This window comes from Cloacibacterium sp. TD35 (assembly GCF_028864635.1).
Taxonomy (GTDB): domain Bacteria; phylum Bacteroidota; class Bacteroidia; order Flavobacteriales; family Weeksellaceae; genus Cloacibacterium.
This window is the reverse complement of record NZ_CP104850.1, coordinates 652380-666884: the sequence shown is the minus strand read 5'-3', so window position 1 is coordinate 666884 and position 14505 is coordinate 652380. Positions and strand designations below refer to the sequence as shown.

The 14505-nt window shown below is 33.3% G+C and carries 9 protein-coding genes; 6 read left to right on the top strand and 3 right to left on the bottom strand.

Annotated elements, in window-relative coordinates:
* Nucleotides 1-8: 8 nt before the first annotated feature.
* The gene (locus N7277_RS02980) at nucleotides 9-1250 is read right to left on the bottom strand and encodes an OmpP1/FadL family transporter (protein ID WP_274780270.1); all 1242 of its coding nucleotides are present in this window, start codon (nucleotides 1248-1250) and stop codon (nucleotides 9-11) included.
* A 406-nt stretch (nucleotides 1251-1656) separates the two neighbouring features.
* On the opposite strand from N7277_RS02980, the gene N7277_RS02975 reads away from it, so the two are divergent.
* The 5 genes from N7277_RS02975 to N7277_RS02955 all read left to right on the top strand — a co-directional run bounded on the left by N7277_RS02975 (nucleotide 1657) and on the right by N7277_RS02955 (nucleotide 8715).
* Nucleotides 1657-2916: a PSP1 domain-containing protein gene (locus N7277_RS02975; RefSeq protein WP_274780269.1), complete on the top strand. Its 1260-nt coding sequence runs from the start codon at nucleotides 1657-1659 to the stop codon at nucleotides 2914-2916.
* Nucleotides 2909-3376, top strand: a complete 468-nt coding sequence (locus N7277_RS02970; RefSeq protein WP_274780268.1) for a gliding motility lipoprotein GldH — start codon at nucleotides 2909-2911, stop codon at nucleotides 3374-3376. The genes N7277_RS02975 and N7277_RS02970 overlap by 8 nt, the downstream gene beginning before the upstream one ends.
* A gap of 7 nt (nucleotides 3377-3383) precedes the next feature.
* Nucleotides 3384-5747 carry a penicillin-binding protein 1A gene (locus N7277_RS02965; protein ID WP_274780267.1) on the top strand — a complete coding sequence of 788 codons (2364 nt, stop codon included), beginning with the start codon at nucleotides 3384-3386 and terminating at the stop codon, nucleotides 5745-5747.
* A 65-nt stretch (nucleotides 5748-5812) separates the two neighbouring features.
* The gene (locus N7277_RS02960; RefSeq protein WP_274780266.1) at nucleotides 5813-7357 is read left to right on the top strand and encodes a protein adenylyltransferase SelO; all 1545 of its coding nucleotides are present in this window, start codon (nucleotides 5813-5815) and stop codon (nucleotides 7355-7357) included.
* A gap of 92 nt (nucleotides 7358-7449) precedes the next feature.
* Entirely contained in the window at nucleotides 7450-8715 is a 1266-nt protein-coding gene (locus N7277_RS02955) for a DUF6080 domain-containing protein (RefSeq protein ID WP_274780265.1), read from the top strand.
* 29 nt (nucleotides 8716-8744) lie between these two features.
* Here the strand turns inward: N7277_RS02955 and N7277_RS02950 are convergent, their stop codons facing one another.
* On the bottom strand, nucleotides 8745-10115 hold the full coding sequence (locus N7277_RS02950) for a tetratricopeptide repeat protein (RefSeq protein ID WP_274780264.1): 1371 nt from the start codon (nucleotides 10113-10115) through the stop codon (nucleotides 8745-8747).
* An 83-nt stretch (nucleotides 10116-10198) separates the two neighbouring features.
* Nucleotides 10199-11581: a phosphoglucosamine mutase gene (gene glmM / locus N7277_RS02945; protein ID WP_274780263.1), complete on the bottom strand. Its 1383-nt coding sequence runs from the start codon at nucleotides 11579-11581 to the stop codon at nucleotides 10199-10201.
* 206 nt (nucleotides 11582-11787) lie between these two features.
* Here glmM and N7277_RS02940 point away from each other — a divergent pair, with 206 nt between their 5' ends.
* Nucleotides 11788-14481 carry a TonB-dependent receptor gene (locus N7277_RS02940; protein ID WP_274780262.1) on the top strand — a complete coding sequence of 898 codons (2694 nt, stop codon included), beginning with the start codon at nucleotides 11788-11790 and terminating at the stop codon, nucleotides 14479-14481.
* Nucleotides 14482-14505: the final 24 nt, after the last annotated feature.

Here is a 14505-nt window from a genome sequence, read left to right as displayed (position 1 = left end):
TCTTTTAATTAAAATGCATTGTAAGTGAAACCTAAACCTAGATACATTGCTTTAGCTTTAGCTTGTCCGTAGAAGTTCAGATAAGAGTTATCAACTTTTCTTGCTTCAGGGAATGATAGCGCAGCTGCTAAATCTACTCCTAACTTACCAAATTTATATCCAAAACCTGCAGTTACTACACTTGCATCAAATGAAGGCGTTTCAGGAATAAAATACTTATCAGTATAAGGAGATTCGTCATAATAATAACCTAATCTACCAGCGAATTTATCTGTTAACATGTACTGAGTACCCACTCTAAATGTCTTAGTATTTTTGAAGTTTTTAGGAGATACTAGAATCGTTTTGTCTGCTTGGTTTCCTACAAGAGCGTTTTCGAAGTCTAATGTTAACTTGCTGTATCTTTCCCAGCCATGATAGTTGAAATCAGCTGAGACTAACCATTTTGGTGTAATTTTATAAGTTATACCAACGGTATATTCATCAACTAGAGGTAATTTTGCTTTGAAAGCATCTTGACCATCTGCTCCTACATTTAATTGAGGAGATGAAAGTACTGCTGCAGGAACTCCAGTAAATGTAGCTATACCATTATCTGCTTTCATGATAACAGGCGAACGGTATGCAACGCTGAAATCTAAATTACTAGATGGCTTTAAATAAAAACCAACTCCAAATCCAGATCCTGTAGCTTTTTCGTCATTAATATTAAGAGTTCCGCCTAGGTTGGTAACCGCTTTGTCCCAATCTACCATACCTTTTGCATAAATGTAGCTCACACCAAAAGCAGCCCAATCGTTAAATTTATATGAAATCATAGGCTGGAATAAGAAACTCTTCAGTTCCATTTTTTGAACAATTTCTCTACCTGTCCAATCATCTGCCCATTTTACGGTACTACCGAATGGAGTAGTTACGCTTAAACCTACAGAAACATTATTTGTAACTTTATATGCAATCGCTGCATAAAGTGGAGTTCCCACTGGGTTTTCTGTCTTGTAAGATTGTAAAGTTTCTAGACTTTGGTACTCTACTTCTGAAATAGCACCAAAACCGCCCACTGCAACACTCAATTTGCTAGGAATAAAAGAGATACCTGCAGGGTTAAAAAAAGCAACACTCGCATCGTCTGTATGCGCGCTTGTATGAGCCATTGCAAGTTGTTTTACCCCTTGTAATGAAACTCTAAAACCTCCTGCGTAAGAAAATACGCCAGCTAAAAGAGCTGTAGTTATTAAAATTCTTTTCATGTTAATTAATAATTATTGGGTCAAATATAGAATTTATTTAAATATAAATGTTAAAATTTTATTAAAAAAATTAAACGAAAATGTGAAATTAAATAATGTTTATAATTTTTATTTTTTTTAAAAAAAAATAAAACATTGATAAACAGTTAGTTAAAGAAAAGATGAATAATAGCATTTAAACAATTGTTTAATTAAAATAATATTAAACAATAATTATGTATTGCATGTAAAGCTCAAAAAATAAAATATGAATAATATAATAATATTATTTAAAATTTATTATTTTTATGTTAAAAATAAATATCGTTTATAAATATGATAATTTAGACTTCGTGATGATAGACTTATTGTTTTATGTTACATAGTTTAAAAATTATACTAAATTTGCAAGAATTAAAATATTATTATGAGTTGTGGATGTAATTCATCCGGAGATTCTAAACATTCTTGTGCTACTAAGAGCACTACAGGTTGCGAAAATGTCAATACCTGTGGGAATAGTTATAAATTAAGCGTCTTTGATTGGCTATCTACAATACAAGCACCTAAACAGAATAAGTGCAATTTTGTAGAAGTAAGATTTAAGAATGATAGAAAATGCTATTACAATAATGTAAACCAGTTACCACTTCACATTGGTAGCGTAGTTACAGTAGAATCTAATCCGGGTCACGATATAGGAGTAGTAAGTTTAACAGGAGAACTTGTTAAAATTCAGATGAAAAAGAAACATTTTTCTGAAGACGCTGCCCTTAAAATTTATAGAGTCGCTACACAAAAAGATGTAGAGATTTGGCAAGATGCTAGAAAAAAAGAAGATCAAACAAAGATTCAGGCAAGAAAAATTGCTAAAAATCTAGGTTTGGAAATGAAAATCACTGATGTAGAATATCAAGGAGATGGTTCGAAAGCTACTTTTTATTATACCGCAGAAGGTAGAGTAGATTTCCGCCAATTGATTAAAGAATACGCTTCATCTTTCAAAACAAAGATTGATATGAAGCAAATAGGCTACAGACAAGAATCTGCCAAAGTAGGCGGAATAGGTTCTTGTGGTAGAGAATTATGCTGTTCTACTTGGCTCACAGACTTCCGTTCAGTAAATACCAATGCGGCAAGATACCAGCAGTTAAGTATCAATCCGCTGAAGCTAGCAGGACAATGTGGTAAATTAAAATGCTGTCTTAATTTTGAATTAGACAGTTATGTAGATGCATTATCAGATTTTCCTTCTTCTAATACTATTCTAGAAACCGAAAAAGGAAGAGCTTTTTGCATTAAAATAGACGTTTTCAAAAAGAAAATGTGGTTTGCCTATGTAGATAATTCTATGGCTTGGTATGATTTAGACGTAGCTGAGGTTAAAAAAATGATGAAAATCAATAGCAAAGGTCAGAAATCAATTCCATTAGAAGAGTTGAAATCCTTCACAGGAGCAGACAAGGTAGAAACTGTAGATTTGATTCAAGAGAATAATCTGGATAGATTTGAGAAAAAGAAACCAAACAAGCATAGAAATAAAAATACAGGAAATAATAGAGCAGAGCAGGTAACCAAAGAGCCAGAAGCTCAAAAGGATAATAATAGACCTGAAAAAACCAATGCTCCTAAAAAGTTTAATAAAAACAAAAAAAGATTTCCTCCAAAAAGAAATAATAATGATTAAATATTTTCAAATATTTTTCGTTTCTATAATGCTTATTTCATGTTCCTATAATAATGAAGTGGTTTCTATGAATGAAGTAAACGGAACTTGGGATAAGAAAAAGGAACTGCTGTTCACTATGAATATAGAAGACATCAGCACTCCTAAAAACATTATATTTGTTGTAAGAAATAATAACGATTATCCATACAGTAATCTGTTTTTAATTACTTACCTCAAAGCTGAAAATGAGAAAAATTTTAAAATAGATACGCTTAACTACATCATAGCAAAACCTAATGGAGAATGGTTAGGAAAAGGTTTTGGCGAGACTAAAGAAATATTGTTTCAATATAAAAACCAATATAAATTTCCGAAAAAAGGGAAATATATTATTGGTGTAAAACAAGGAATGAGAACCAATAGTCTGGTAGGGATTGAAGATTTGGGCGTAAAATTAGAAAATTCAACACAACCATAATCATTATATGGAAAACACTGTAAAACAAGGCAGCACACTTAATTTTCCGTTGCCACCCAAAAAGCAAAAAAACTTTGGTTATAAAAAATGGGTGAAATTCATTTGGCTTGGCTTAGGAGGAATAATTCTAGGAACAGCATTTTTGTTTTTTGCTGTATCTCAAGGAATTGTGGGAGATATGCCAGATGTAAATGAACTAGAAAATCCAGATATTTACGTAGCTTCAGAAATCATTTCATCTGATGGCGTTACCTTAGGAAAATTCGAGAAAGAAAAAACCATTCCGGTTACTTATAAAGATTTACCACCGCATTTAGTGTATGCATTAATGGCAAAAGAAGATGAACGTTTCCGTGAGCACTCAGGAATTGATTTACAGGCTTTTGCAAGAGCGGTAGCTTATGGTGGGAAAAGAGGAGGAGGTTCTACCATTTCTCAGCAGTTGGCAAAATTGTTGTTTACTAAAGGAGCTTCTCAAAATAAATTTCAAAGAGCTTTCCAAAAATTAAAAGAATGGTCTGTTGCAGTAAGTTTGGAGAAAAGATATACCAAAGAAGAAATCATCACGCTTTATTTTAATAAGTTTGATTTCTTGCACAATGCAAATGGAATAGAACTCGCTTCTAAAATTTATTTCAATAAATCAACCAAAGAACTTACGCTTTCAGAAGCAGCTACTTTTGTAGCAATGCTCGAAAATCCAGTAAGAAATAACCCGATAAAATATCCTGAAAAGGCCAAAGACAGAAGAAATGTGGTTCTAGAGCAAATGCTTAAAACCAACTATATAGACCAAGCTACTTATGACAAAGTGGTGGCGGAACCCATTGTAGTAGATTTCCATCCTGTAGAATCTGTAGACGAAGGATATTCTGCTTACTATAAGCATTATTTAAGAAAAGAAATCAATAATTACCTAGAAGAATACGAAAAAGAGACAGGTAAAGATGTAAATATTTACAGAGACGGTCTTAAAATCTTTGTAACCTTAGATTCTAAAATGCAGAAATATGCAGAAGAAGCCATTAAGGAACATATGACTAGTCTTCAGAAAAGCTTTGACGAAGAACAACGCAGAAATCCTAATAGACCTTTCTATTTCTTGAAAAAAGATCAAATTGACGGCATTATGTTGGCTGCAATGAAAAGAACAGGTCGATATAAACAATTGGCTGCAGAAGGTGTTTCAGAAGATTCTATTATGATGGATTTCAAAACGCCAACCAAAACCACCATCTTTACTTGGGAAGGAGAAAAAGAAACCGAAATGTCTCCATATGATTCAATCAGATATCATAAGCAAATTGCACAAGCAGGTTTAATGTCTATGGAACCGGCAACAGGTGATATTAAAGCTTGGGTAGGAGGAATCGACTGGAAACATTTTCAATATGACCACGTAAAGCAAGGAAAAAGACAAGTAGGTTCTACATTTAAACCGTTTGTATACGCTACTGCCATTATGAATTTAGGAATGACCCCTTGTTCTACCGTGTCTAATGCTAGATACACTAAAGGAGATTGGGTAGTAGAAGGTAACGGCAGTAATCTTACTTTGAGAGACGCATTGGCACATTCTAAAAACCCAGTTGCAGTAAGACTAATAGAATCTGTAAGTCCTAAAAAAGTAATCCAATTGGCTAGAGATTTAGGAGTAACAGAAGAAATGCCTAATGAATATGCAATCGCTCTAGGTTCTACAGATATTACCATTTATGAAATGTTGGGAGCATACAGTACTTTTGCAAATTATGGAAATTACATAAAACCAGAAATGGTTTGGCGTATAGAAGATGCAAATGGTAGAGTGATTAAAGAGGTGAAAAACGAAACCAAAGAAGTCATGAACGAAATGTACGCCTATACCATGATAGACTTGATGAAAGGCGTTACAAGATTCGGTACAGCTTCTGGGCAGTTAAGAAGAATGGGAATTCCTGATACTGTAGAAATAGCTGGTAAAACAGGAACTACTCAGAACAACTCAGATGGTTGGTTCATGGGAATTACACCTAATCTAGCAACAGGAGTTTGGGTAGGCTGGGAAGACAGAGCAACCCACTTCTGGAGTACAGGTGAAGGTCAAGGTGCTAGAATGGCATTGCCGATTTGGGGAATTTTCATGAAGAAAATTTGGGCAGATAAAAAACTGGGAATTACACCAGATGATAAATTTGCCAAACCTTCTAATTGGACGGGTGATTGTGCAGATTTACAGGGACTTGGAGGTTATGGAGATGATGGCGGATTACAAACCATAGACCAAATAAAAAATCCTAAACCAAAAGACAATCAGCCTAAAAGCAATAAACCAAAAGAAGAAAATCTCAACGAAAATCTGAACAAAGACGAAGTAGATTTCAATCAATAAAACTTATAAACCGTTTCAATCTTATTTGAAGCGGTTTTTTCTTGAAAATCATTTAGTTTTGCAAAATGAATTTAGATAAAATTACACAGAAATATTTAGATCTTTTTCCAGGAGACTTTTCAGGAAATCCTGCGCAAAGACAAACTCCCAATTTCTTTTTTGCACTTACCGATATTTATGGATTCAAAAAAGCGCAGTTATTGCACTTTAACGAAAATCTAGCCGAAGAAATAGGCTTAGGAAAAATTGAAAACCAAGAAGATACAGACTTTTTGAATGCTACCAAACTTTCAGAAAACGTGAAAACTTTTTCTACCGCTTATGCAGGTCATCAGTTCGGACAATGGGCTGGTCAATTAGGTGACGGAAGAGCCATTTATGCCGGAGAAATCCAAAATTCTGAAGGAAAATCAACAGAAATTCAATGGAAAGGTGCGGGCGCAACTCCTTACTCTCGTCATGCTGATGGTAGAGCCGTGTTGCGTTCATCTATCAGAGAATATCTCATGAGTGAAGCCATGTTTCACTTGGGAATTCCTACTACAAGAGCGCTTTCTCTTTCGCTTTCTGGAGAAAAAGTGGCTCGAGATATCATGTACAACGGAAATGTAGATTTCGAGCAAGGAGCAGTTGTCATCAGAACTTCGGAAACGTTTCTTCGTTTTGGGCATTTTGAGTTGTTAGCAGCAAGAAATGAATTGGATACTTTACAAAAATTAGCAGATTTTACCATCGAAAATTATTTCTCAGAAATTGATAAAAACTCAACCGAAAAATATCTGGAATTTTTCAAAATAGTGGGCGAAAAAACCGCCGATATGATTGTAGAATGGATTAGAGTAGGATTTACACATGGCGTAATGAATACTGATAATATGAGCATTATTGGTAATACGATAGATTACGGCCCATTCTCATTTTTAGATGAATATAATTTGAATTTCACTTCAAATACAACCGATTTACCAGGAAGAAGATACGCTTTCGGTAAGCAAGCACACATAGCCCATTGGAATTTAATTCAATTGGCGAATGCACTTTTCCCATTAATTAAAGATGAAGCAGCGCTGGAAAAAATCTTAATTGATTATAGCGAAATGTTTTGGAAAAAGCATGATGAAATGATGGCGAAGAAATTCGGGTTTGAAAAATTAGAAAGATACGATGCAGATTTCTTTACTTCTTGGCAAAAATTAATGGAAGAAATTTCTATAGACTATACGTTGTTTTTCAGTCAGTTAGAAAGCCTTGAAGAAGGTACAAATATCGATGAGCATTTCAAAAAATCTTTCTATCAAAACTTGAATAAAGAACAAGAAACTTTGGTTATAGAATTTGTTGAAAATTACAGACAAAGACTTTCTTATAATCAAATTTCCAAAGAAGAAAGCCGAAAAATCATGCAAAAAGCCAATCCGAAATTTGTCTTGAGAAACTATCTGCTTTACGATTGCATTGCAGAAATGGAAGAAGGCAAAACAGAACTTTTTGACAAACTTTGGAAAGCTTTACAAAAACCTTATAAAGAAATCTACCCAGAATTTTCAGTGAAAAGACCAGAAAAATATGAAGGAGTAGTGGGTTGCAGTTCACTTTCTTGTTCTTCGTAGAAGTATATTTGCGAACATCAAAACAGTTGATTTGTAAAATATTCTTTGCGCTCTTTGCATTTAAAAACCATATTTTTGCAAAAATTTTATCCTTGAAAAAATTCAAAGACACTTTAAAACTGATATTCCCAAGCAATGGGGTAGAATGGGTTTTGTTTGTTATTTTCCTCACTTCTTACGGAATTTTAGGAAGCTATATCGCCCTGAATTATAGAATTATATATGATGATAGAATTCCTTGGGACGCTTATTTCAGTTTTGATAATCGCTCGATTGTAATGACAGGTGGTGGTTTCGAGAGACATCCGCTTTCTAATTATTTCTTCGATTTTATCAGAGAATTTGCTCTTTGGATTTCGGATGGTAAAAAGAATGAAATTTTCCGTTTGGTTTTGGCTTGGTGCAGTAATTTTGCTGTGAGTTTGGCTTTGGTTCAGTTGTTTAAATATTTAAGAAATATTGTAAGGATTCCTTTGAAAATCAATGTATTAATTACCTTTTTCTTTGCTTTTTTTACAACTCCAATTCTGCTTTCGTTCACGCCAGAAACTTATACTTATACTTTGCTGTTTTTGGTAGCTTTTAATTATTACGCAGCGGCAAAACTCAAAAAAGAAAAGAAAATTTCTCTATTTCCGCTCACTTTTGCTTCGGTTTTAGTAGGTGGTTTAACCATTACGAATATTGTAAAAGTCTACATTCCTATCCTTTTTGAGAAAGGTTTATTCAAGAATTTTAAAAACTTTTTCAATGCCGCGATTAGAGTTGTGATTTCAGCAGCGGTTTTCGTGTTGTTATTTTTATACCGATTAGATTGGGACTACATGAGGATTTTCACTAAAACAGGTGAACAATACGAGAAATTCTCAAAACCGAAGGTTACACCACTTTGGGACATGATTTCGTCTTGGTTTTTAGGGGGAAATATGATTTTTTCTAATTTTGTGGTGAGAGACTATCACAATAAAAAAGGCTTCCATTACAACGCCCTATTTATGGATGTTTTCACATCAGTAGCTCCGTATATTTTCGTTGGCGCAGTTCTGGTTCTTGTTTTTTGGAGTTATTTTAAAAACTTCAAAAACAAATTTGTACAGATTTTAATGCTTTCATTTTTCGTAGATATCATCATTCATTGCGTTTTGAAGTTTGGTTTGCATACTTCTTATATTTATGGTGGGCATTTCATTTTTGTAGTTCCGATGATGTTGGGATGGTTGTTTTTCGGGTATAAAAATTCTCCAAAAACGCTTTCTTTTCTGACGGTTTTTGTGGGAATTTTATTCGTTTTCTTGGTTGCGAATAATGTTTACAGAATGGAGGAATTTATTTGGTTTTTAGAGCAGAATTATAAATAAAAAAAATCCCGAGAATTTCTCGGGATTTGCTATTTATTTTTACTCTTTTCTTTAGAAATTTGCTCCTTAATAAAAGGATATTTTTCTTGCATATCGCTAGAAAGACTTTCATCTAATTCTAGGGCTTTTTGCAATGCTTTTTGTCCGTTTTCCACATCATTTAAGTGAAGATAAGAATTGCTGAGCTGATAATACAATTCTGCCCTTTGGTGAATTTTAGTGGCTTGTTCTAAAACGGTAATCGCATCTTCATATTCTCCGATAAGCATAATCACTTCGCTGTATGCATACCAATTGTAGAATCTTTTTGGCTCTACATCTACTAATTTTTTCAGACAAGAAAGCGATTCTTCGAATCTGCCAGAATCTATGTAAAGAAAGGCTAATTTCTTCTGGAATTCTAGGTTATTTTCATTCAGCGCAACTGCTTCTTTAGCAAAGTGTAAAGCTTCTTTCATGCTTCCCATTTCCAAATAAATGTCGCTTTGCTCCATCATCGAAAGATAAAACTGAGGGTCTTCTCTTAAAGATTTCTGAAAAGCACGAAGCGCTTCCATATTTTTTTTGGCCGCTTTATAGCACAATCCAATTTTGTAATACGTAAAAGCTTTGGTATATTCTAATTCTAGCTGTTCCTGATAAACCTCAATCGCTTTTTGCCATTGTTCCATAGCTTCATAACACGCTGCTTTATTTGCATAAACTCCAGCCGAATCAGAATTAATAGCTAGTAAATAATCAAAAGACTGAATCGCTTTTTCGTAGTTTTTTCGGTTGAAATAGAATTGTCCCATTTCAAACCAAGCGGTTTCTGAAAAAGGAAACTGATTGATATAATTTTGCAAAAATTCTTCTGCTTCAGCATGACGATTCATTTCGCCATAACACATCATCGCACTTTCTAGCGCATATTCATCTTGAGGATCGTGTTTTAATGCTAATTTGTAGTTTTTCAATGCATTAAAAGGGTCTTGGAGGTTGTAATATTCATCTGCAATGAAATTATGCAGGAAACTTTCTTCCTCTTCAAGTTCTAATGCTTTTTCGCAAAATTCTATTGATTTTCTAGGATTTCCGTTGTTGGAATAATATTTGGCACAACAAACCAAAAAGTCGGTGCTTTCTGAACATGAAGGTTTCAACTCTTCAATTAATTGGCGAGCTTGAACATATTTTTCGAGTTCTAAAAAGACTTCTAATTGCTTAACTTTCAGTTCGATAGAATTAGGGTGAAGATTTAAGCCATAATTCACAGCCATTTCTGCAAAATTAATGTCTCCCATTTCTAAATAAAAAATAACAATGTCTTCTACTTCTTCTGTGTCAAAGTAGAACTGTTCGTTATTTTCTATCATGTCTTCGAACTTTTTAGCAAGCTCATTTTCAAAAAATTCTTCCAAATTATTTTATAGATTTTTAGAAACAAGATTCAAAAAACAAGATTTTTAAAAAATTCTTGATTCTCGGTTCTTAATTCTTGATTCTAAATTAAACTTTTAATTTTTGCTATCATTTTGTCTGCCAGTTCATCTGCTTCTTGCTGAGAAAAGGCTTCTGTATAAATTCTAATAATAGGTTCTGTGTTTGATTTTCTGAGGTGAACCCAATTTTCGGGAAAATCAATTTTCACACCATCTATAGTAGAAATTTCTTCATTTTTATATTCTTCCTGCATTTTTATTAATAATGCATCTACATCTATTTCTGGAGTAAGTTCTATCTTCTTTTTACCCATGTAATAAGCTGGATATGTAGCTCTTAACTCAGAAACGGTTTTGTTTTCTTTAGCCAAATGTGTTAAAAATAATGCAACGCCAACTAAAGAATCTCTTCCGTAATGCAAATCTGGATAAATAATTCCGCCGTTTCCTTCTCCACCAATGACTGCATTTTTCTCCTTCATTAAAGTCACCACATTTACTTCTCCTACAGCACTTGCAAAATATTCTGAACCTAGATTTCTAGCAACATCTCTCAAAGCTCGGCTCGAAGAAAGGTTAGAAACAGCAACTCCCTTCTTATGCCTCAGCAAATAGTCTGCCACAGCTACCAAAGTGTATTCTTCACCGAACATTTCGCCATTTTCGTCAATAAGTGCCAATCTGTCTACATCTGGGTCTACTACAATTCCTGCATCTGCACCTTCTTTTTTGATCAAATCACAAATGTCTGTCAAATGCTCTTTCAAAGGTTCTGGATTGTGTGGAAATTGTCCGTTTGGTTCGCAGTATAGTTTTACCACTTCGCAGCCTAATTTTTCTAGAAGTGGCGGAAGAGAAATCCCTCCTGTTGAATTTACAGCGTCTAAGACTACTTTGAATTTTTTAGCTTTTACAGCTTCTACATCTACCATTGGTAAATCTAGAATTTTCTGAATATGAATGTCAAAAGCGTCTGTTCGGGTTTCGTATTTTCCTAAATCGTCAACTTCGGCAAAGTTGAAATCTTCTTTTTCGGCTATTTCTAGCATTTCTACACCATCTTTTCCGCTGATAAATTCTCCTTTTTCGTTGAGCAATTTCAGAGCGTTCCATTGTTTTGGGTTGTGAGAAGCGGTTAAGATAATTCCGCCATCAGCATTGAGTTCTGGAACCATCACTTCCACGGTTGGCGTAGTAGAAAGTCCTAAATCTACTACATGAATTCCCAATCCTTGTAAAGTAGCGGTGACCAATGAATTAACCATAGCACCAGAAATTCTGGCATCACGACCAATAACTAAGGTTAAATCTTTTTTATTTTTATTTTTTTGAAGCCAAGTTCCGAAAGCTGCAGTAAATTTTACCACATCTACAGGTGTAAGATTATCATCTACTTTACCACCGATTGTTCCACGGATTCCTGAGATACTTTTGATTAAAGACATATGATGTTGAGATAAATTTTTATTTGAAAATTAAATTTCTGCAAAATTACTGAATTTAGCAACAGGAATACGTTTCTTGTGGAAAAATAAACCAATTTAAATAGGCAAAAAAGTTCGCTTTAACATTTTTCCGAAATGATTATCTAAAAATTTTGTAACACAATATCCTTTTCTTTTACTAATACTTTAGTGATAAACTTTTAAACATGAAAAAAACACTTTCATTTATCTTTATTTTATTATTTTCAATTGTAATTTTTGCTCAAAAAACCATTTCTGGTACTGTAAAAAATGATGATGGAAAACCGCTTGCAAGTGCAAGTGTAACCATAGAAGAAATAGGGAAAAATGTCATTTTAGAATATGCAATTACCGATGCCAAAGGAAATTATAAAGTGACTTTTACAAGTAGTGACGAAAAAATTCTAGTGAAGGTAAAAGCTTTTAACCATCAAACCATCACCGAAAATTATAATAACACAACTCAGACTTTGAATTTTGTGCTTCAAGAAAAAGCCACAGAAATTAAAGAAGTAAAACTGAAAACTAAACTTATTACCAAACGTGGTGACACCATTTCATATGATTTAAAATCTTTCGAAAGCAAAGCAGATAGAAGTTTAGCCGATGTTTTGAAAAAAATTCCTGGGATTGAAGTAAATAAAGATGGTTCTATTCTCTATCAAGGTGAACCGATTAATAAATTCTATGTAAACGGAAAAGATTTAATGGAAGGAAGTTACGGTGTAATCAATAATTCTCTCCCAAAAGATGCTGTGCAAAAAGTAGAAGTGCTTGAAAACCATCAACCTGTAAAAATTCTACAGGATAAACTTTCTTCGGAAAATGCGGCGATTAATGTACAGCTCAAAAAATCTATTACCATGACAGGAAGAGGAGAAACTTCACTTGGCGTAGCGCCTTCTCTTTGGAATGTAAAACTTTCTCCGATGCTCTTTACTCAAAAATACCAATGGGTTTTAAATTACAAAACCAATAATATGGGAGAAGAAGTAGAAAAAGAGAATAATATTTTGGCTTTTGGGAATAGATTTGAAGGAATGAGAAGAAATTTTTCTGAAAATTCTTGGCTTTCTGTAGAAAATGCTTCTACTCCTCAAAACGTTCCTGTAAAAAGATATTTATTTAATAATGTACATTATTTATCTGCAAATGTTTTGACCAATCTCTCGAAGCAATGGGAATTTAAAGCCAACGCAAGTTATAGTAATAACGCCATAGAAAGAGAAAGTACGGTGAAAACCTTCAATGCGAATAATGATTTGAGCAACACTTCTTTAGTGTCTAATAATTTCTATACTAACCAAGCAAAAGGTGAAATTATTTTCTCTAAAAACGCCAATAAAAGTTTCTTTAAAAATACCACTACTTATAACGGACTTTGGAATGGAGATTTAGCGAATACTAAAAATAATAATAATGCTTCTAACCAAAGAACTAAAACGCCATCTAATAGTTTCCAAAACTCATTAAGTGCTATTATTCCTTGGAAAGAAAGATTAGTAAACGCAATGTCTTTCATCAGCTATAGAGATGACAAGCAAGATTTATTCATCAATCCAGCGAGTTATGTGGTGAATTTACAAAATGTAGATGGAGGAAATAATAGCGAATTGGTACATCAATTCCTTAATCTTAAAACTTTCGAAGCGGTACATTCTGCATCAATTGGTTTATCAAAAAAGAATTGGACTTTTACACCAGAAGTTGGTCTTAATTACACCAATAATAAGCTACTTACAGATGTAAATGGTGTTACAGGAAACTCTATTCAGGATTATCAGTTTAATGGAACTGCACTAGAAAATGACATTAATTTTAAAAATCTAAAGCCTTATGCACAAATGATGGTGAACTATAAGAGAGAAGGTTTAGATGTAAATTTAAGTTTCCCTGTGAATTTTAATAATATTTCTGCAAATGGAACCAATAATTTAGACAAAACTCTGAATAAAGTGACTTATGAACCAAGATTATTCATGAGATATGATTTAACCTCATTCTGGAAATTTTCAACTTTCGCGGGAATTACTAATTCATTCGGAAGCATCAATGATGTTTATAATGGTTTTATTCTTTTGTCTGCTAAGAATTTGTCTTCCAGAGATACTGATATTCAGCAAACAAGGTCTAATTATGTGGGTTCAAGATTAGAGTACAGAAATCCATTGAATAACATTTTCTTTAATGTAAGTTATAACTTTAATGACAGAACAAATAACGTAACTTTCCTTAATCAGTTAGATGAGAACAGTCAACAATTTATTATAAAAGGATACAATTTAGAAAACAACAGCAAAACCAATTCTGCAAAAACAGAACTCGGAAAATATTTCCCTAAGTTAAAAACCAATGCGTCTGTAGGATATAATTATTCATTAAGTAATTATCAGCAATTACCAGCCAATTCTACCCCTACAGAATCTAGTTTTATAGATGTAGAAGGCGTAAATCAAGGAGTAAGTGTTAAGTTTAATAATAATTATTTCTCTTGGTTAAGTTTAGATTATAATGCCAATTGGAGTTTTAATAATACAAAATCTCCAGACGATGCAAGATTTAATAACAAGACCAATTCATTTAACCACGCACTTTCTGCATATGTTTATCCTTTCAAAAATCACACACTAGGATTCACTTGGGACGAATTGCACTCTAGCAACAGAGAAAGAACTGCTAAAAATGCTTTCTTTGACCTTTCTTACCAATATTCTATGTCGGAAGAAAAAATAGATTTAGAACTAAAAGTGCTGAATATTACCAATAATAACGTATTCGAAAATGTAACTTTTAACTCTACCTTTAATCAAACTTCTTACACCACAGTAAACATTAGACCAAGACAAGTGGTACTCACGCTGAAGTTTAACTTCAAATAAATTTTTCAAAATAATAAGCGCAGT

Coding starts and splice junctions, on each gene's coding strand:
- N7277_RS02980 (WP_274780270.1), bottom strand. CDS start 1,250: ATGAAAAGAATTTTAATAACTACAGCTCTTTTAGCTGGCGTATTTTCT.
- N7277_RS02975 (WP_274780269.1), top strand. CDS start 1,657: ATGAGTTGTGGATGTAATTCATCCGGAGATTCTAAACATTCTTGTGCT.
- N7277_RS02970 (WP_274780268.1), top strand. CDS start 2,909: ATGATTAAATATTTTCAAATATTTTTCGTTTCTATAATGCTTATTTCA.
- N7277_RS02965 (WP_274780267.1), top strand. CDS start 3,384: ATGGAAAACACTGTAAAACAAGGCAGCACACTTAATTTTCCGTTGCCA.
- N7277_RS02960 (WP_274780266.1), top strand. CDS start 5,813: ATGAATTTAGATAAAATTACACAGAAATATTTAGATCTTTTTCCAGGA.
- glmM (WP_274780263.1), bottom strand. CDS start 11,581: ATGTCTTTAATCAAAAGTATCTCAGGAATCCGTGGAACAATCGGTGGT.
- N7277_RS02940 (WP_274780262.1), top strand. CDS start 11,788: ATGAAAAAAACACTTTCATTTATCTTTATTTTATTATTTTCAATTGTA.